The 18,325-nt window shown below is 43.8% G+C and carries 15 protein-coding genes and 1 tRNA gene; all 16 read left to right on the forward strand.

The genetic code is table 11. From position 1 onward, the window contains the following. Nucleotides 1-50 precede the first annotated feature (50 nt). The 16 genes from hrcA (at nt 51) to LIZ08_RS08885 (ending at nt 18,228) form a co-directional block, all read left to right on the forward strand. On the forward strand, nt 51-1,085 hold the full coding sequence (hrcA, locus tag LIZ08_RS08810; RefSeq protein ID WP_003010153.1) for a heat-inducible transcriptional repressor HrcA: 1,035 nt from the start codon (nt 51-53) through the stop codon (nt 1,083-1,085). Nucleotides 1,086-1,109: 24 nt separating this feature from the next. Beyond that, a complete protein-coding gene (gene grpE / locus LIZ08_RS08815; RefSeq protein ID WP_319637123.1) occupies nt 1,110-1,634 on the forward strand; it encodes a nucleotide exchange factor GrpE in 525 nt (174 codons plus the stop codon). 153 nt (nt 1,635-1,787) lie between these two features. Further along, the gene (gene dnaK, locus LIZ08_RS08820) at nt 1,788-3,611 is read left to right on the forward strand and encodes a molecular chaperone DnaK (RefSeq protein WP_227038695.1); all 1,824 of its coding nucleotides are present in this window, start codon (nt 1,788-1,790) and stop codon (nt 3,609-3,611) included. A gap of 191 nt (nt 3,612-3,802) precedes the next feature. Further along, on the forward strand, nt 3,803-4,435 hold the full coding sequence (locus LIZ08_RS08825) for a DJ-1/PfpI family protein (protein ID WP_155128226.1): 633 nt from the start codon (nt 3,803-3,805) through the stop codon (nt 4,433-4,435). Nucleotides 4,436-4,593: 158 nt separating this feature from the next. Beyond that, entirely contained in the window at nt 4,594-5,727 is a 1,134-nt protein-coding gene (dnaJ, locus tag LIZ08_RS08830) for a molecular chaperone DnaJ (RefSeq protein WP_155128223.1), read from the forward strand. 161 nt (nt 5,728-5,888) lie between these two features. Further along, entirely contained in the window at nt 5,889-9,425 is a 3,537-nt protein-coding gene (locus tag LIZ08_RS08835; protein ID WP_227038696.1) for a family 20 glycosylhydrolase, read from the forward strand. 289 nt (nt 9,426-9,714) lie between these two features. Then, nucleotides 9,715-10,461, forward strand: coding sequence for a tRNA pseudouridine(38-40) synthase TruA (gene truA / locus LIZ08_RS08840; protein WP_003004657.1), 747 nt, complete (start codon nt 9,715-9,717; stop codon nt 10,459-10,461). After that, nucleotides 10,454-11,215 (forward strand): bifunctional hydroxymethylpyrimidine kinase/phosphomethylpyrimidine kinase, encoded by a 762-nt coding sequence (locus LIZ08_RS08845; RefSeq protein ID WP_227038697.1) that lies wholly within the window; start codon nt 10,454-10,456, stop codon nt 11,213-11,215. The genes truA and LIZ08_RS08845 overlap by 8 nt, the downstream gene beginning before the upstream one ends. Continuing rightward, a complete protein-coding gene (locus LIZ08_RS08850; RefSeq protein WP_003010175.1) occupies nt 11,205-11,675 on the forward strand; it encodes an ECF transporter S component in 471 nt (156 codons plus the stop codon). The genes LIZ08_RS08845 and LIZ08_RS08850 overlap by 11 nt, the downstream gene beginning before the upstream one ends. A gap of 3 nt (nt 11,676-11,678) precedes the next feature. After that, nucleotides 11,679-12,242, forward strand: a complete 564-nt coding sequence (locus LIZ08_RS08855) for a TIGR01440 family protein (RefSeq protein WP_024055267.1) — start codon at nt 11,679-11,681, stop codon at nt 12,240-12,242. Between the two features lie 128 nt (nt 12,243-12,370). Continuing rightward, a complete protein-coding gene (gene tig / locus LIZ08_RS08860) occupies nt 12,371-13,654 on the forward strand; it encodes a trigger factor (RefSeq protein ID WP_021154454.1) in 1,284 nt (427 codons plus the stop codon). 226 nt (nt 13,655-13,880) lie between these two features. Continuing rightward, on the forward strand, nt 13,881-14,465 hold the full coding sequence (gene rpoE, locus LIZ08_RS08865) for a DNA-directed RNA polymerase subunit delta (RefSeq protein ID WP_195487437.1): 585 nt from the start codon (nt 13,881-13,883) through the stop codon (nt 14,463-14,465). Between the two features lie 387 nt (nt 14,466-14,852). After that, the gene (locus tag LIZ08_RS08870) at nt 14,853-15,548 is read left to right on the forward strand and encodes a B3/4 domain-containing protein (protein ID WP_195487438.1); all 696 of its coding nucleotides are present in this window, start codon (nt 14,853-14,855) and stop codon (nt 15,546-15,548) included. Nucleotides 15,549-15,721: 173 nt separating this feature from the next. Then, entirely contained in the window at nt 15,722-17,335 is a 1,614-nt protein-coding gene (locus LIZ08_RS08875) for a CTP synthase (RefSeq protein WP_023919338.1), read from the forward strand. 277 nt (nt 17,336-17,612) lie between these two features. Further along, nucleotides 17,613-17,698, forward strand: a tRNA-Leu gene (locus LIZ08_RS08880). Between the two features lie 80 nt (nt 17,699-17,778). Continuing rightward, nucleotides 17,779-18,228, forward strand: a complete 450-nt coding sequence (locus tag LIZ08_RS08885; protein WP_195487440.1) for a hypothetical protein — start codon at nt 17,779-17,781, stop codon at nt 18,226-18,228. Nucleotides 18,229-18,325 lie beyond the last annotated feature (97 nt).

Genomic DNA, 18,325 nt, shown 5'->3' on the forward strand with positions numbered 1-18,325 from the left:
GTTTAGCACTTGAGTGTTTAGAGTGCTAAATACGAAAGAGAGGTGAGGTCATGGTTACAGAACGTCAAAATGAGATTCTAAATCTTGTCGTCGATATCTTTACCAAGATCCGCGAACCAGTCGGTTCAAAAGCACTGCAAGATGTCATTCAATCTAGTAGTGCGACGATCCGAAATGATATGGCTGCCCTCGAAAAGCAAGGTTTACTAGAAAAAGCCCACACTTCGAGTGGTCGAATGCCCAGCCGAGCTGGTTTTCAATATTTTGTTCAGAACTCGCTGGATCTAGAGTTGATTGATGAGCAAGATGTCTACCAGGTGGTAAAAGCCTTCGATTTCGAAGCCTTTAAGTTAGACGATATCTTGGATGCTACGGCTAAGTTATTGGCCCAGATGACGGGCTACACCGCAGTCATTCAGGATGTTGAGCCGACGCGGCAGCGCTTGACTGGTTTTGAGATTGTTCCATTATCCAACCACGATGCTTTAGCGGTTCTGACCTTGGATGAATCAAAGCCTGTCACCGTCCAGTTTGCCATTCCAAAGAATTTCTTAACCAGTGATTTGGAAATTTTCCATCAGCTGGTTCAAGAACGTTTCATTGGAAATACAGTCTTGGATATCCACTACCGCTTGCGGACAGAGATTCCACAGATAGTACAGCGCTATTTTAAGACGACAGACAATGTCTTGGATCTGTTTGATTATGTCTTCTCGCAACTGTTTCAAGAACTGGTCTTTGTAGAAGGAAAGGTTTCATCCTTAACCTACGCCGATCTTCAGACCTATCAGTTCTTAGATAATCCCCAACATGTAGCTCTCGAGTTGCGAGGGGGGATGCCAGAAGACCAAATGACCCAGATCCTGGTTGCAGAATCCCAAGAGAAGGCTTTGAAAAATGTGACAGTGATTAGTCACAAGTTCCTGGTTCCTTATCGTGGGATGGCCCTCATGCATGTGATCGGTCCCGTAGAGATGGATTACAGGCGTGTGATTAGCCTGGTCAATGTCATCGGACGGGTACTGGTTATGAAGTTGACGGACTACTACCGTTATCTCAACAGCAACCATTATGAAGTAAATTAAGATCAAATGAAAGGGGTGTATGCCTTGACAGAAGATATCAAAAAAGAAGACGTGAAAGAAGAGGAAGTTGCCCAAACAACTGAAGAAGTTGTAGAGGAAAACAACCAACCTTCTGAGTTAGAAGAAGCACAAGCTCGTGCCGAGGAATTTGAAAACAAATACCTTCGTGTTCATGCAGAAATGCAAAATATTCAGCGCCGTGCTAATGAAGAACGTCAACAATTACAAAAATACCGTAGCCAAGATTTGGCAAAAGCGATCTTACCATCACTGGACAACCTCGAACGTGCCCTTGCCGTAGAAGGATTGACAGATGATGTGAAGAAGGGCTTAGAAATGGTCCAAGAAAGTTTGGTACATGCTCTGAAAGAAGAAGGAATTGAAGAAATTCCAGCGGACGGAGCCTTTGACCATAACTACCACATGGCCATCCAAACCTTGCCTGCAGATGACGAACATCCAGCAGACACCATCGCACAAGTCTTCCAAAAAGGCTACAAACTCCATGACCGCATCCTACGCCCAGCCATGGTAGTAGTGTTCAACTAGGCGAGAGAACTTAAAAAAACCTTGTCCGAAACGACACTAAACTATGAAAGAAAGATAAGAAGCAAGCCGGAGGCTTGCAAGGAAGATATTTCCCGCCACTTAAGGGAAAATATCAAAAAGAAAAAAAGAAGATAAATTTAAGGAGAAAAACATATGTCTAAAATTATCGGTATTGACTTAGGTACAACAAACTCAGCAGTGGCAGTTCTTGAAGGAACTGAATCAAAAATCATCGCAAACCCAGAAGGAAACCGCACGACTCCATCTGTTGTGTCATTCAAAAATGGTGAAATCATCGTTGGTGACGCTGCAAAACGTCAAGCAGTCACAAACCCAGATACAGTGATCTCTATCAAATCTAAGATGGGAACTTCTGAAAAAGTTTCTGCTAACGGCAAAGAATACACTCCACAAGAAATCTCAGCTATGATTCTTCAATACTTGAAAGGTTACGCTGAAGATTATCTTGGTGAAAAAGTAACCAAAGCAGTTATCACAGTTCCAGCTTACTTCAACGATGCTCAACGTCAAGCAACTAAAGACGCTGGTAAAATCGCTGGTCTTGAAGTAGAACGTATTGTCAACGAACCAACTGCAGCAGCCCTTGCTTATGGTTTGGATAAGACTGATAAAGAAGAAAAAATCTTGGTATTCGACCTTGGTGGTGGTACATTCGACGTATCTATCCTCGAACTCGGTGATGGTGTCTTCGATGTATTGGCAACTGCAGGGGATAACAAACTAGGTGGTGACGACTTTGACCAAAAAATCATCGACCACATGGTTGAAGAATTCAAGAAAGAAAATGGTATCGACTTGTCAACAGACAAGATGGCCCTTCAACGTTTGAAAGATGCAGCTGAAAAAGCGAAGAAAGACCTTTCTGGTGTCACTTCAACTCAAATCAGCTTGCCATTCATCACTGCAGGAGCTGCTGGACCTCTTCACTTAGAAATGATCTTGACTCGTGCGAAATTCGACGATTTGACTCGTGACCTTGTAGAACGTACGAAAACTCCAGTTCGTCAAGCCCTTTCAGATGCAGGTTTGAGCTTGTCAGATATCGACGAAGTCATCCTTGTCGGTGGTTCAACTCGTATTCCTGCCGTTGTAGAAGCTGTTAAAGCTGAAACTGGTAAAGAACCAAACAAATCAGTGAACCCTGACGAAGTTGTGGCTATGGGTGCTGCGATCCAAGGTGGTGTGATCACTGGTGATGTGAAAGACGTTGTCCTTCTTGACGTAACGCCATTGTCACTTGGTATCGAAACAATGGGTGGAGTCTTCACAAAACTCATCGACCGCAACACTACAATTCCAACTTCTAAATCACAAGTCTTCTCAACTGCAGCAGACAACCAACCAGCCGTTGATATTCACGTTCTTCAAGGGGAACGCCCAATGGCAGCGGATAACAAGACTCTTGGACGCTTCCAATTGACTGATATCCCAGCTGCACCTCGTGGTATCCCACAAATCGAAGTAACATTCGACATCGACAAGAACGGTATCGTATCTGTTAAGGCGAAAGACCTTGGAACTCAAAAAGAACAAACGATTGTTATCCAATCAAACTCAGGTTTGACAGACGAAGAAATCGATCGCATGATGAAAGACGCAGAAGCAAACGCTGAAGCAGATAAGAAACGTAAAGAAGAAGTTGACCTTCGTAACGAAGTAGACCAAGCTATCTTTGCGACTGAAAAGACTATCAAAGAAACTGAAGGCAAAGGCTTTGATGCAGAACGTGACGCAGCTCAAGCAGGACTTGATGATCTTAAGAAAGCTCAAGAATCAGGTAACCTTGAAGAAATGAAAGCGAAACTTGAAGCCTTGAACGAAAAAGCGCAAGCATTGGCTGTTAAACTCTACGAACAAGCTGCAGCAGCGCAACAAGCTCAAGCAGGAGCAGAAGGCGCACAAGCATCAGGCAACGCAGGCGATGACGTCGTAGACGGAGAGTTTACTGAAAAGTAAGATGCAAAGCCCGTTAAAACCTCACAGTGAAAATAGGAAATCTGACGCAGGAACTTTAGTTTCTAGGAAGATTTATCTTTTTCACCAAGAGGTTAGGGCGTGCTCAATTCAGCTTAACAACTAAATGATAAAAAGAAATCCAGAGGTTGCAACCCAGCCTCTGTTTTTCGGTAAAATAGAGGATGTTGCCTATGAAAAAAGTACTTTGTATCATTTATCCTAATTTTTCTCTTTATGAGATAACCGCTTTAACGAGTACTTTAGCTCTGTCTTTTGACGTCACGATTGATTATGCCGCTTCAGATCATTCGATGGTGGTCTCTGAGGATGGCTTGCCCTGTCAACCAACGAAAACACTAGATCAAATCCGTATAGAAGAGTATTCTTGCGTGATTTTGCCAGGAATGGTCAATATAGGACCTGCCCTACAGGATGAGAAATTGATTTCGTTCTTGAGGGATCTTGGTGAGCAAGATATCCTCATTGCAGCCATTTCTTCAGCGCCTCTTTTATTAGCGAAAGCAGGTCTGTTGAAGGACACGAAATTTACAGGTGGAATTTGGCAAAACTTCTTTGACTATTTTGAATTTCTTCCATGTGAAAATTTCCAACCGAAAGTTCTTGTGCAAGATAAACAGATCATTACGGCTATCGGTTTTGCCCATCAAGAGTTTGCAAGAAAAGTGATTCTAAGCTTAGGCTTGGCAGCTAATACAGACAACTATTTTAAAGAACAGAACGAGTATGCTGAAGAGGATTTGATATTTACTTTATCGGACAAAGAGTTTGATCAAGTGAAGCGAAGTATAGAAAATGCCCTCTAAAAATTTATATGAAAATTATAGAAAGGAACAAAGAGTGTTCGTAACTGAACACGGGCTACGGACGGTGCCAAAAAGATAGTTTTTTCTAGGACGCAAGCGTCCGTCGTCAAAACTCCTATTTTGGCTGTGTCCGTTTAACGCCCTTTGTATCTTGAATTATGAACAATACTGAATTTTATGACCGTTTGGGCGTTTCAAAGAATGCATCTCAGGATGAGATCAAGAAAGCCTATCGGAAATTATCTAAAAAATATCACCCAGATATCAACAAGGATCCTGGTGCTGAGGAAAAGTACAAGGAAGTTCAAGAAGCTTATGAGACTTTGAGTGACGAGCAAAAACGGGATGCTTATGACCAATATGGTGCTGCAGGTGCCAATGGTGGCTTCGGTGGCGGAGCAGGTGGTTTTGGTGGCTTTGATGGTGCTGGTTTTGGTGGCTTTGAAGATATCTTCTCTAGCTTCTTTGGTGGCGGTGCAAGTCGTAATCCAAATGCGCCTCGTCAAGGGGATGACCTCCAATACCGCGTTAATCTCAAGTTTGAAGAAGCGATTTTTGGTGCGGAAAAAGAAGTTAAGTACCATCGGGAAGCTAGCTGTCATACCTGTCACGGTTCAGGGGCTAAGCCAGGTACGAGTCCGGTAACCTGTGGACGCTGTCATGGTTCCGGGGTTATCAATGTAGATACGCAAACTCCTCTTGGAATGATGCGCCGTCAAGTGACCTGTGATGTCTGTCATGGCCGTGGTCAAGAAATCAAAGATCCATGTACGACTTGTCGTGGAACAGGTCATGAAAAACAAGCCCATAGCGTGAACGTCAAGATTCCTGCAGGAGTTGAAACAGGTCAACAAATCCGCTTAGCGGGTCAAGGAGAAGCTGGCTTTAACGGTGGACCTTATGGAGACTTGTATGTGGTTGTCAACGTGGAGCCGAGTGATCGCTTCGAACGAGATGGCTCAACCATCTACTACAAGCTAGATTTGAATATTGTCCAAGCAGCTCTTGGAGATACGGTTCATGTGCCTACAGTTCATGGCGATGTTGATTTGGTGATTCCTGAAGGAACCCAAACCGGTAAAAAATTCCGTCTTCGCGGAAAAGGTGCTCCAAGCTTACGTGGTGGTGCCATGGGAGATCAATATGTGTCTGTCAATGTTGTCACCCCAACTGGTTTAAATGACAAGCAAAAAGAAGCCCTTCAAGCCTTTGCGGAAGCAAGTGATTTGAAGGTTAACCCAAAGAAAAAAGGGTTCTTTGACAAGGTCAAAGATGCTTTAGATGACTTATAAGAATAAACGAGTTTCCTTTTGACTAAGGAGCTCGTTTTATTTTGGATCGATTCCAAGAACTTCCTCTCCTAATTAAAGAATAATTTGGAGCCTCATTGAATTTATTAAGATATCGTGGTAAATTTAAGAAAACGATTACAAAGACAATTTAGGAGGTCCTGATGAAATCACATCAACCACGTTATGCGATTCGCAAGTATGCAGTAGGAGCTGCTTCGGTGCTCATAGGATTTTTTGCTGGTGCGAATGTTGTAGCAGCTGATACGCCAACGACTACAGACAGTCCTTCAACGACAGTTCCGACTCAGCCAAGCGAGGGTGAGTCAACGATTTCCCTTAATGAGGAAGCTTCTCAGCCAACAGTAGAAAAACCAACGGCTCCTGCCCCAATCGTCGATCAAAGTCAACCGGCACTGCCTGATCGTGAATTGCGGGTATCAGATCTTAACCGTTTGATTCGCGAAGAAGCGAGCTCTGTCGCAGAGTCGGATGTGGCAGCTCAACCAGCGACAGCAGCGACGGAAACGCCTGCTAAAGATCCTGACCAAGAAGAAAAATTAGCCAAGAAAAAGATTGTTTCGATCGATGCTGGTCGCAAGTACTTCTCGCCAGACCAAATCAAGGAAATCATTGATGAAGCAAGTAAGACGGGCTATACAGACTTGCATCTTCTGGTTGGAAATGACGGCTTGCGCTTTGTGCTGGATGATATGTCTTTGAAAGTGGGAGATACTTCTTATTCTAGCCAAGCCGTGACGGATGCAGTTGAAAAAGGGACGAAGGCTTATTACGATGATCCGAACGGGACAGCCTTGACCCAGGCTCAAATGGATGATATTTTGGCCTACGCCAAATCGAAGAAAGTAGGCGTCATCCCAACCATTAATAGTCCAGGTCACATGGATGCGATTCTGACAGCCATGGAACAATTGGGCATCGAAAACCCTCACTTTAATTATTTTGGTACAAAGAAATCAGCTCGGACCGTTGATTTGGACAACCAAAAAGCCTTAGACTTCACCAAGGCTTTGGTAGACAAGTATGCGGCTTATTTCAGCGGCAAGGCAGACATTTTCAATATTGGTTTGGATGAATATGCCAACGATGCCACAGATGCCCATGGTTGGCAGGTTCTCCAAGCAAGCAAGCATTGGCCAGGTGAAGGCTATCCAGAAAAAGGCTATGAAAAATTCATCCAGTATGCTAATGATCTAGCAGCTATTGTGAAAAAACACAAGATGAAACCAATGGCCTTCAATGATGGAATCTACTACAATGGCGATACTTCCTATGGTACTTTTGACAAGGATATCATTGTCTCCTACTGGACAGGTGGATGGAACGGCTATGATGTCGCTTCTTCAAAACTCTTGTCTGAACTAGGTCATCAGATTCTTAATACCAATGATGCATGGTATTATGTGCTTGGACGGGACAAGGCTGGATCTGGTTGGTACAACCTCGATCAAGGTCTCGAAGGAATTTCCAAGTCAGCGATTGATGTGGTTCAAAAAAATGATGGGGCTAAGGTGCCCTTCATCGGTGGGATGGTAGCTGCCTGGGCAGATACGCCATCTGCAACCTACAAAAAAGAACTTCTCTTTAAGCTCATGCATGCCTTCGCGGACAAGAATGCGGACTACTTTGTAGCAGATCCTGAAGTCGTTGAAAAAGCTCTTTCGGAAGCTCCAACTGATTTGGACCACTATACAAAGGAATCTCTAGTAGCCTTTACGGCAGCTAAAAAAGCTTTAGAAGGGGCAGGAGCAGACACGACTCGAGCAGAGGCCAAAACTTTGATCGATCATCTCAAAGCAGCTCAAGATGCTTTGGTGTATACAGAAAGCTACGCGAAAGAAGTTGCTGCAAAAGAAGCAGCAGAAAAACTCGCCATGAAGAAGGTCATCTCGATCGATGCGGGCCGCAAATACTTCTCACTGGATCAGTTGAAACGGATCGTCGACAAGGCCAGTGAGCTGGGTTATTCTGACTTGCACCTCCTGGTCGGAAACGATGGTATGCGCTTCGTGCTCGATGATATGACGGTGGAAGCCAATGGAAAAACTTATGCTAGTGATGATGTGAAAAAGGCCATTTTAGAAGGCACCAAGGCCTATTACGATGATCCAAATGGTCAAGCATTGACCCAAGCGGAAATGGATGAACTCCATGCTTATGCGACTGCGAAAGGAATCGGCTTGATTGCGGCAGTCAATAGTCCTGGACACATGGATGCTTTGTTGGTGGCCATGGAAAAATTGGGCATTGAAAATCCACAAGCCAGCTTTGATACGGTTTCAAAAACAACCATGGATTTGACCAATGAAGCAGCAGTCAACTTTACCAAAGCCTTGATTGGCAAGTACATGGACTACTTCAAAGACAAGTCTAAGATCTTTAACTACGGAACAGATGAATATGCCAATGACGCTACCAGTGCGCAAGGTTGGTATTACCTCAAGTGGTATGACCTCTATGGTAAATTTGCGGAGTATTCCAATAGTCTTGCAGCCATGGCGCGTGAAAAAGGCTTGCAGCCAATGGCCTTTAACGATGGCTTCTATTATGGAGATGAAGATGATGTTGCCTTTGACAAGGATGTCTTGATTTCATACTGGTCTAAAGGATGGTGGGGCTATAACCTCGCATCTCCACAGTATTTGGCAGATAAGGGCTATAAATTCCTTAATACCAACGGAGACTGGTACTATGTTTTGGGCCATAAAGGTGATCAAAGTTATCCGCTCGAAAAAGCTATTCAAAATACAGAAACTGTTCCGTTTGAACAGTTAGCTTCAACCAAGTACCCTGATGTCAAATTACCGACATCAGGAAGTATGTTGGGAATTTGGGCTGATGAACCTGCCAATGAATACAAGGAAGAAGAAGTCTTCCAGGTTATGGAAGCTTTTGCCAACCACAACAAGGACTATTTCAAGGCAGACTTCACTGCTCTTAGAAAAGCAGTTGCTACGGTGCCAACAGATCTAGACATATACACACCAGAATCTCGCGCAGCCCTTGCGAAAGTCTTAGATAGCTTGAATTGGAATGTGAGCCGTGCTCATCAAGAGCAGGTGGATCAAGAAGTGGCTGCTCTGACTCAAGCCCTTGCGGGGCTCAAGCCAATCACGCAAGTAGGTAGCTTGGCTGAAAATGACGTCAAAGCCCTAGTGGAAGACAAACCAAGTCTTGAAATCGTAGAAAAAGAGCTTGATTTTGACCTTGTGGAACGGACCAATCCAGATCTCGCTAAAGGAGAACGCAGAGTAATCCAGGCTGGGGTTAAAGGGCAAGGTCTTGAGTATGTAGAGGTTTCGGCACTTGATCAAAGTCGAAAAGTGATTGCTACAGAAGTTGCCACAGAGCCGGTTGCAGAAATTGTTGAAGTCGGTACCAAAGAAGTCGTGATCCCAACAACCCCTTCCGTAGAAGCGCCAGTGAAGTCAGACGTGCTCGTAAACAAAGTGGTTCCAGATCCTTCAACACCTCAAGTGATCTCGAAAGATCAACCAGTTGCACCAGGAAATACCCCAACGCCAATTCCAGCAGCTGTGGAAAAAGAGGTTCGTTCAGAAACAGTATCTTCTAACAAGCAACTTCCAGAAACAGGAGCAGAATCTGCTTTGGGACTCGCTTTACTAGGAGCGATCGTAGGGGCAGCAGGAATGGACTTGAAAAATAAAAAAAGAGACTAAGACCTAGTAGATTTGTAACAGGTCGAAGTTAGGAGAGTGGGACAGAAATCGGTAATTCGTTAGAATTCGATTTCGTCGTCCCACCTCCGCATAGTTGAGTAGGGCTGTAAAAGCTGATGAAATCAGCGTAGTAGAGCCCACTCAACCACTGCGTCTTGCTCGACAAACCAAAAATAATTGAGAGGCTAGGACTTTTGTCCCAGCCTCTTTTTGTGTTTGCAAAACTGTACCCGGACAGTTTGATTTTTTCACTATTGTAACCCCTTCTATATCTTGCTAAAATAGAACCATGACACGATACAAAGCAACCATTTCATATGATGGGACCTTGTTTGCAGGGTTTCAACGCCAACCGCATGCACGCAGTGTGCAAGAGGAAATCGAGAAGACCTTGACGCGCCTCAATCAAGGAACCCCCGTTACCGTTCATGGAGCGGGGCGAACGGATTCCGGTGTCCATGCTCTTGGCCAGGTGATTCATTTTGATCTTCCCCAAGCGCGGGACGAGGAGAAGCTTCGCTTTGCCCTCGATACCCAAACCCCAGAGGATATTGATTTCATCCGAGTGGAGCAAGTAGAAGATGACTTTCACTCACGCTACAAGAAGCACAGCAAGACCTATGAATTTATCGTGGATTATGGTCGTCCCAAGAACCCCATGATGCGCCACTATGCCACCCACTATCCTTATCCTTTGGATGTGGAAAAGATGCAAGCAGCCATCCAAAAGTTGGAGGGAACCCATGATTTCACCGGTTTCACAGCTTCAGGAACCAGCGTGGAAGATAAGGTTCGTACGATTACAGAGGCTCGCTTGGTCGAGGATGCAGAACATCATCGCCTTGTCTTTACCTTTTCGGGCAATGGCTTTCTCTACAAGCAAATCCGCAATATGGTGGGAACTTTGTTGAAGATTGGAAATGATCGGATGCCGATCGAGCAGATCGATCTAATTTTAGAAAAGAAGGACCGCAATCTAGCAGGTCCTACAGCAGCGCCAAATGGCTTATATTTAAAGGAGATCCGTTATGAGTAATGAATTGATTCTAGCTATTTCAGGAAATGATATTTTTAGTGGGGGAGGTCTTCACGCAGACCTTGCAACTTATACGACTAACAAACAGCATGGTTTTGTAGCGGTGACTTGTTTGACCGCTATGACGGAGCACGGTTTTGAAGTGATTCCGGTGGATTCGACGACCTTTGCTCAACAGCTCAACTCCCTCAAAGATGTTCCTTTTTCTGCTATTAAACTCGGTCTTTTGCCAAATGTTGAAGTGGCAGACTTGGCTTTGGACTATGTCAAAGCCCATGCGGAGATTCCTGTGGTACTAGATCCTGTCTTGGTCTGCAAGGAAAGTCATGATGTAGAAGTTTCAGCTCTTCGAGACGAATTGATTAAGTTCTTCCCTTATGTGACCATCATCACGCCAAACTTACCAGAAGCTGAGATCTTGACCCAAAGCAAGATTCAATCGCTCGACGATATGAAGGAGGCAGCGCGCAAGCTCCACGAATTAGGAGCAGCGACTGTCGTGGTCAAAGGAGGCAATCGTCTCAATAAAGAAAAGGCCATCGATGTCTTTTATGATGGGACAGACTTCACCGTCATTGAAGAGCCGGTCTTAGAAAAGAACAATACAGGAGCAGGTTGTACCTTTGCGTCTAGCATTTCCAGCCAGTTGGTAAAAGGGAAATCACCACTTGAAGCTGTTAAAGCCTCTAAAGACTTTGTTTTCCAAGCGATTCAACATTCAGACCAGTATGGAGTAGTACAGTATGACATCTAATCGAACTCAACTCATTGCTCGCCTTTCCATTTTGACAGCCTTGACAGTTGTACTTGGCTACTATACAAAACTTCCAACTCCCACAGGGATCGTCACCCTGCTAGATCTTGGAGTTTATTTCACAGCCTTCTATTTTGGGCGCAAGGAAGGTGCTATTGTAGGTGGTGTCGGAGCCTTCCTACTTGACCTGATTTCAGGCTATCCTCAGTGGATGTTCTTTAGCCTCCTCTTTCACGGGGGACAAGGCTATTTCGCTGGCTTCAAGGGAAAAGCTCGTTACCTAGGCTTGCTCCTTGCGACAGTCGTCATGGTAGGCGGTTACGCACTAGCTTCCGCTCTCTTTTTAGGCAATGGCTGGGGTGCTGCTATCTCGGACATTCCGAACAACCTCGCTCAGAATTTTGTTGGAATGGCTTTAGGCTATGTGGTCTATTATGCATTTCAAAAGAAAGGAAGCTAATTCATGGATCTGGAGCAACTGAAGAAGGATACAAAAGAAATCCTGGTAGATGTCTTGGAAAAAAGCCGTCTCCGCCAAGGACAGATTCTAGTCCTCGGGATGTCTTCAAGTGAAGTTGCAGGAGGGCAAATTGGAAAAGCCTCCAACATCGACCTTGCCGAAGCTATTGTCCAGACCTTGCTAGATGAGTTGAATCCAAGAGGGATTTATCTGGCAGTGCAAGGATGTGAGCATCTCAATCGCGCCTTGGTGGTCGAAAGAGAATTGGCAGATAAAAAGGAGTTAGAAATCGTCAATGTCCTTCCGAGTCTCCATGCAGGAGGTGCTGGACAACTCGCAGCTTTCAAGTATTTTAAGGATCCTGTTGAAGTGGAATTTATCACAGCTCAAGCGGGGTTAGACATCGGAGATACCTCGGTGGGGATGCACGTCAAACACGTGCAAGTTCCAATTCGCCCTATCTTGCGTGAACTAGGTGGAGCCCATGTCACAGCCCTCGCCAGTCGGCCAAAATTGATCGGCGGTGCCCGTGCTCTCTACCTCGATGATCCCATCCGAAAATCATAATCAGAACTAGCTTTAAACGGCTAGTTTTTTTGGATGAAAAGAGAGGCAAAAACGTTTTAAAACTTGCAATTTCAAAGTTTTGTGGTAAAATTATAAGGAATGACTATATTATTTTAAGGAGAGACAGAATGTCTGTATCATTTGAAAACAAAGAAACTAACCACGGTGTATTGACTTTCACAATCAGCCAAGAGCAAATCAAACCTGCTTTGGACCGTGTGTTTGAGTCAGTTAAGAAAACTTTGAACGTACCTGGATTCCGTAAAGGTCATATTCCACGTCCAATCTTCAACCAACGTTTCGGTGAAGAAGCTCTTTACCAAGATGCTTTGAACGATCTTCTTCCAGCAGCATATGAAGCAGCTGTTAAAGAAGCTGGAATCGAAGTGGTAGCACAACCAACTTTTGATGTTGTATCTATGGAAAAAGGTCAAGACTGGACATTGACAGCAGCTGTTGTAACAAAACCTGAAGTAAAATTGGGTGCTTACAAAGACCTTGAAGTATCAGTAGAAGTTTCTAAAGAAGTAACAGACGCTGATGTGGATGCTCGTATCGAACGCGAACGCAACAATTTGGCTGAATTGGTTGTTAAAGAAGGTGCTGCAGCAGAAGGCGACACAGTTGTGATCGACTTCGTAGGTTCTATCGATGGTGTTGAATTCGACGGTGGTAAAGGTGACAACTTCTCACTTGGACTTGGTTCAGGTCAATTCATCCCAGGTTTCGAAGACCAATTGGTTGGACACTCTGCTGGTGAAACAGTTGACGTCATCGTAACCTTCCCAGAAGACTACCAAGCAGCTGACCTTGCAGGTAAAGAAGCGAAATTCGTGACAACTATCCACGAAGTAAAAGCAAAAGAAGTACCAGCTCTTGACGATGAATTGGCAAAAGATATCGACGAAGAAGTTGAAACTCTTGCTGAATTGAAAGAAAAATACCGCAAAGAGTTGGCGGAAGCTAAAGAAGAAGCATACAACGATGCAGTAGAAGCAGCAGCGATCGATCTTGCAGTTGAAAATGCTGAAATCGTTGAACTTCCAGAAGAAATGATCCACGAAGAAGTACACCGTTCAATCAACGAATTCCTTGGAAATATGCAACGTCAAGGAATCTCACCTGAAATGTATTTCCAAATTACTGGAACAACTCAAGATGATCTTCACAAACAATATGAAGCAGAAGCTGAAAGCCGCACTAAGACAAACCTCGTGGTTGAAGCAGTAGCCAAAGCAGAAGGCTTCGAAGCAACTGAAGAAGAAATCAACGCTGAAATCGAACAATTGGCAGCAGATTACAACATGCCAGTTGAACAAGTTCGCAACCTTCTTTCACCAGAAATGTTGAAACATGACATCACAGTGAAGAAAGCAGTGAACGTAATCACAAGCACAGCAAAAGTAAAATAATTGAGATTAAAAAGAAGAGCCGTGAGGCTCTTCTTTTTTCTGATTTCGTGGAGAATCCTGGAATTTTCCTTTGACGAAAGGGGAAATTTATCGTACAATAGAGTGTAACGATAAAATGCGTGATAGATTTAGTGACGAGAAGTTTTCAATCTATCATTGAGGATAGGATGAGGTTGAAGACCGGATCCTTCTCCATTTAGGAAATGAAACATAAGGAGATTTACCCTTGGAATTAGAAGTATTTGCTGGACAAGAAAAAAGTGAACTTTCTATGATTGAAGTGGCGCGTGCGATTTTGGAATTACGCGGACGTGACCATGAAATGTACTTTAGCGATCTTGTAAATGAAATTCAAAATTACCTTGAAAAATCAAACAGCGAGATCCGTGAAGCCCTCCCATTGTTCTACACAGAATTGAATGTAGATGGAAGCTTTATCCCACTTGGAGATAACAAATGGGGTCTTCGTTCATGGTATGCCATCGATGAAGTTGACGAAGAAATCATCGCTCTTGAAGAAACAGACGAAGATGAAGCTCCTAAGAAACGGAAGAAAAAACGTGTCAATGCCTTCATGGATGGAGACGAGGATGCGATCGACTACAACGACGACGATCCAGAAGACGAAGAAGTTTACGATGCAGATCCAGCTCTTTCATATGATGAAGAAAATCCAGACGATGAAAAGAGTGAAGTCGAAGCTTACGATGCTGAAATCAATGAAATCGTACCAGATGATTTGGGTGAGGAAGTTGAATTAAGCGAAGAAGACGACGAAGAAGAGGATTCTGAAGACGAGGAAGAAGAATAAATCGTATGAAACAAGGAACTTGTTCCTTGTTTTTTTATTGAAGACGAAGTTTGCCCAGAAACTTTCCTTAGATGAGTACGGACGTCAGCGAACTTCTACGAAGTTCCATGACTTAGTTTTGAACCTAAGGTTTCAAAACTCCCGAGTGCCTGATACAAAAATGTTTCAGGCACTTTTCTCACGGCGGAAAGTTTCAGAATATCCTTTGATTTTTTAAAAGTAGAGGATGGTTTGCAAGTAATTTATTGACTTATATGTCAATAAAAATAGTTTATCTATCTTCTGAAAAAAACAACTTGTTCCTTGTTTCTTTTTGTTTGCATTGAAAAAAGTGGCGAAATGGTATATGATAAACGTGTAAGGTTTCCCAAATAGGAGGTGTTCCAGATGGACTTTCGTTTAGATCAAAGTTTAGTAGCTCTTGGTATTGATACAGTTGTGGTCGGAATTGCTAGAAATGTGGATCCTCAAGCAGTTTTGCCCCCTTCTTTTCTTGAAAAGAAGAAAGAGCTTGAACAATGGGCGCTCCAGTGTCAGACAGAAGAAGTAGTGGCATCTCCTGTCATCAAAGGGTATACAGACCTCTTGCAAAAGGTAGGGCGTAGCATCAAGAAAAATCCCCCAACAGTCCTAGCTCTTATCCGAAACATCCAGCATCGAGGAGCTCTTCCTCAGATCAATAGCATCATCGATATCTATAATGTCGAATCTCTGAAGTCCTTTCTCGCAATTGGAGGACATGACCTAGATAAGATTGAGGGACCGATTGAATTTACAGTGAGTCAAAGAGACGATCTCTTCCTCCCTATCCTTTCTAGTGAAAAACATGTCGCACCGACAGATCCTGTCTACCGGGATCAAAAAGGAGTTCTGGCTTGGTTGGATGTACGCGATAGTGACCATTACAAATTTGAGGAGACTACGCAAAACGCCCTCTTTGTCATCCAAGGAAATACCGAGACGTCAGTCGAGATGCGTTTAGAAGCGCTAGAACGAATCCACAAGGACCTTGCTCTTTGCATGCCTCAGCTTCAATTTGAGAAATTTCTCGTCACACAAAATGGAGTGGAAAAGGTCGTGTAAACAGCGAAAATTATTTTCATGAAATTTTCAATTTGACAAAGTAGACCATTTGCGGTAAGATATTGTTCGGGCACCTCATTTTGAGGTCGGAGCTCCCTAAGGATTAGGGAGCTATTTTTGTTTTTTCTGCAAAGAGGAATGGCCTCTACAACATTAGAAGAAGAGGAAAGCACATGTCAACAAAATATATTTTTGTCACGGGTGGTGTCGTATCATCCATCGGGAAAGGGATTGTCGCAGCAAGTCTTGGTCGCTTGCTCAAAAATCGTGGATTGAAAGTGACCATCCAAAAATTTGACCCTTATATCAATATTGACCCAGGGACGATGAGTCCTTACCAACACGGGGAAGTATTTGTCACAGACGATGGCGCAGAGACAGACTTGGACCTTGGTCACTATGAACGCTTCATTGATATCAATTTGAATAAGTACTCAAATGTGACAACAGGGAAAATTTATAGCGAAGTCCTTCGAAAGGAACGTCGTGGAGAATACTTGGGCGCGACTGTACAGGTTATTCCTCATATCACAGATGCTTTGAAAGAAAAGATCAAACGAGCAGCGACGACGACGGATTCAGATGTCATCATCACAGAAGTCGGGGGAACAGTTGGAGACATTGAATCCCTTCCATTCCTTGAAGCTCTTCGTCAAATGAAGGCAGATGTTGGTGCTGAAAATGTTATGTACATCCACACCACCCTTCTTCCTTACTTAAAGGCTGCGGGAGAAATGAAAACCAAGCCGACGCAACACTCTGTGAAAGAATTGCGTGGTCTTGGGATTCAACCAAATATGTTGGTCATCCGTACAGAAAAACCAGCTGGTCAAGGAATTAAGAACAAGTTGGCTCAATTCTGTGATGTCGCACCAGAAGCTGTCATCGAATCACTGGATGTGGAACATTTGTACCAAATCCCATTGAACTTGCAAGCACAAAATATGGACCAAATCGTTTGTGACCATTTGAAATTGGATGTTCCTGCAGCAGATATGACAGAATGGTCTGCGATGGTCGACAAGGTCATGAACCTCAAGAAACAGGTCAAGATTTCCTTGGTTGGAAAATACGTAGAATTGCAAGATGCCTACATTTCTGTCGTTGAGGCCTTGAAGCACTCAGGGTATGCCAATGATGCAGAAGTCAAGATTAATTGGGTCAATGCCAATGATGTGACAGCTGAAAATGTGGCAGAACTCCTTGGAGATGCGGATGGAATCATCGTCCCAGGTGGTTTTGGTCAACGGGGAACAGAAGGAAAAATTCAAGCCATCAAGTATGCGCGTGAACAGGACGTCCCAATGTTGGGTGTCTGCTTGGGTATGCAGTTAACCTGTATCGAATTTGCTCGTCACGTTTTAGGCTTAGAAGGAGCTAATTCGTCCGAATTGGATCCAGGAACTAAGTATCCGATTATCGATATCATGCGGGACCAGATCGATGTGGAAGACATGGGAGGAACGCTCCGTCTCGGTCTTTACCCATCTAAACTCAAACGAGGCTCAAAAGCAGCAGCTGCCTATGACAATCAAGAAGTGGTGCAACGTCGCCACCGTCACCGTTATGAGTTTAACAATGCTTTCCGTGAACAGTTCGAAGAAGCAGGATTTGTCTTCTCAGGCGTTTCACCAGACAACCGTTTGGTCGAAATCGTTGAAATCCCAGAAAACAAATTCTTTGTCGCTTGCCAATACCACCCAGAATTGTCAAGCCGTCCAAACCGCCCAGAAGGACTTTACACAGCCTTTATCACAGCGGCAGTTGAAAACCACGATAGCAAATAAAAATCAAAGGAGGCTGGGACAAAAGTCCTAGCCTTTCAATTATTTTTGGATTGTTGAGCAAGACGCAGTGGTTGAGTGGGCTCTACTACGCTGATTTCATCAGCTTTTACAGCCCTACTCAACTGTGCGGAGGTGGGACGACGAAATCGAATTCTAACGAATTACCGATTTCTGTCCCACTCTCCCTTTTTGTGAAAAAATGACAAACTCTGAAAAAAGTTTGAAAAAAATCTTGACAAAAAAGTCGTTGATTGATATACTAGTAAGGTACTCAATCGCGGGGATGGCGGAATTGGCAGACGCGCAGGACTAAGGATCCTGTGACCGCTTTAGGTCGTGAGGGTTCAAGTCCCTCTCTCCGCATCGGATGAAGATAGCTTCGGCTGTCTTTTTTTGTTTCTCGAAACCTTTGTGGTAGAATAGATGTGAGATGAGGTGAGAATATGAAGAAGTATCTTGTTTTGGTCGATGGCCTCTTTGCACTATTGGGAAGTGCCATTAATTTTTTCGGTCCTATCCTGATTTTAGCGATGGCGATAGGCGCATACAAGGATACCTTTAGATACTTTATCGCCTTAAACATATGGAATGTCCTTATTTTTCTATTTGCGATTGCGTCTCAGTATATGCTCAGAGAAGAGAAAAGGATAAAAAGATGGATTCCCAATCTCTTTTTGATAGCAGGTTTTATTCTCTTTCTTGCCTCAATCCTTGCTGTGTGTGAGAATATTCCGTTTCTTGAGGGATTGGTAAAGGGGCTTTTTGGAAAAATGTTCACCGACAGTAAATTATTTGCTGCTTATTTCTATTCTCAATGGGTTGTAGCAGTACTCCATGTGATTTGCGGGATCGCCTTTCTCCTTTCACTAAAAAATTTTAAAGAAGAGAATTGAGAGTGGGACAGAAATCGGTAATTCGTTAGAATTCGATTTCGACGTCCCACCTCCGCACAGTTGAGTAGGGCTGTAAAAGCTGATGAAATCAGCGTAG

Origin of the sequence: Streptococcus sp. 210928-DFI.4.42 (genome assembly GCF_020554365.1) — a bacterium.
Classification (GTDB): domain Bacteria; phylum Bacillota; class Bacilli; order Lactobacillales; family Streptococcaceae; genus Streptococcus; species Streptococcus parasanguinis_S.